Raw genomic sequence first — 1,699 nt, forward strand, 5'->3', positions numbered from 1 at the left:
CGAGGAAGATTTCGGCTACGTGATTAGCGAAAGCATTCGCGTCACCGAATCCGGAGTCGAGGTTCTCACAAAGGCGCCGCGGCAACTCTTTAGATTGGGCTGAACCTCGTCACCGGACCGCGACCTGTTGCGCGGCGCCATGGCCACGCTCGGCCTCGCTCGCACCGTCCATCCCGGCGTGCCACAGCGGGCTGTTTTCTCCCTGCCATGGCGCGCGCCACGGAGGCGGCGTCGGGTTCTGTCGCGCCTGTTCAGGCGCGTCGCAGATGGTCCTGCATCGCTGCCCGCCCAATCGCGCCCGCGACTACACAGAACCCTCCAGATTCACTCGGTTCGGCGGCGGCGAATCGAGGGTATGGCAGTGTCCAGGCCACGCGAGAAGCACGAGACGGGAGAGCAGGATCTTTTCCGCTCCCGGCTCGACCAGATCATCAACATGAAGCACGAGCTGGTGCGGTTGGCGCAGGCGATCGACTGGCCGGTGCTGGAGGAGCGTTTCGGCGCGGTCTACTCGGACGGCCCGGGCATGCCGCCGCTGCCGACCCGGCTGATGGCGGGCTTGGCGATCCTCAAGTACACCTTCGACCTGTCGGACGAGGATCTGTGCGCCCGCTGGGTGGAGAACCCTTACTTCCAGCACCTGTGCGGCGAGGAGTTCTTCCGCCACGACTTGCCGTTCGACCGCTCGTCGCTGACACGCTGGCGCCAGCGCATGGGCGAGGAACGGATCGCGGCTATGCTGCAGGAGAGCCTCGCGGTTGCGGTCAAGAGCGGGGCGATGAAGCCGGCCGACACGCGCCGGGTGATCGTGGACACGACCGTGCAGCCCAAGAACGTGATGTTCGACCGACGCCATACTCATTCACCGGGCGCGAGCGGCTGGTGCGGCTAGCCAAACAGGTGGGCCTGGATTTTGCGCCAGACCTATGTGCGGGTCGGCAAGCTGGCGCTGATCAAGCACCAGCGTTATGCACACGCCAAGCAATTCAAGCGGGCCAACAAGGCGCTGCGCAAGCTGAGGACCTATCTCGGCCGGACCATTCGCGACATCTCCCGCCAGGTTGCCGGCGAAGAGGAGCTCGAGACGATCTTCAAATGGCCGCTCTACCAGGCCTCGACGGTTCTGGAGCAGAGACAGCGCCAGCGCGGCCCCTAGATCTACAGCCTGCACGCTCACGAGGTCGAGTGCATCGGCAAGGCAAGGCGCATGCCCCCTACGAGTTCGGTGTCAAGGTGTCGGTCGCCACAACACTTGAGCGCTCGAAAGGCGGCCAGTTCGCCCTGCACGCGAAAGCGCTGCCGGGCAATCCTTATGACGGCGATACGCTGGCAGCGATTATCCCCGACATGGAGAAAGACCATCGGCAACGAGATCGGCCGCATCCTCGCCGACGCCGGATATCACGGCCACAACGCACCCGACAGCCACAAGTTCAGGATCTTCACCGCCGGCCAGAAGCGCCGCGTCACACCGGCCATCAAGCGCCAGATGCGCCGTCGCTCGGCGATCGAGCCCGTGATCGGCCATATCAAGGCCGAGCACCGCATGGGCCGCAACTACCTCGCCGGCGAGCAAGGCGACGCCGTCAACGCCATTCTAGTGGATTGATCGAGACAAAAGAGTCCGATGTTGGATTCCCATCGGTTTTTGCATGTGCGACGATCGGGCATGCGCACCGGTATTACATTTGACGTCACT

General features: G+C 64.0%; 1 pseudogene. It reads left to right on the forward strand.

Annotation, left to right across the window (positions count from 1 at the left end):
* Positions 1-361: 361 nt before the first annotated feature.
* Positions 362-1,600, forward strand: a pseudogene (locus NKI08_RS34375) (IS5 family transposase); the annotation flags it as partial.
* Between the last annotated feature and the right edge of the window lie 99 nt (positions 1,601-1,699).

The sequence above is a fragment of the Mesorhizobium sp. M0768 genome, from assembly GCF_040320195.1.
Classification (GTDB): domain Bacteria; phylum Pseudomonadota; class Alphaproteobacteria; order Rhizobiales; family Rhizobiaceae; genus Mesorhizobium.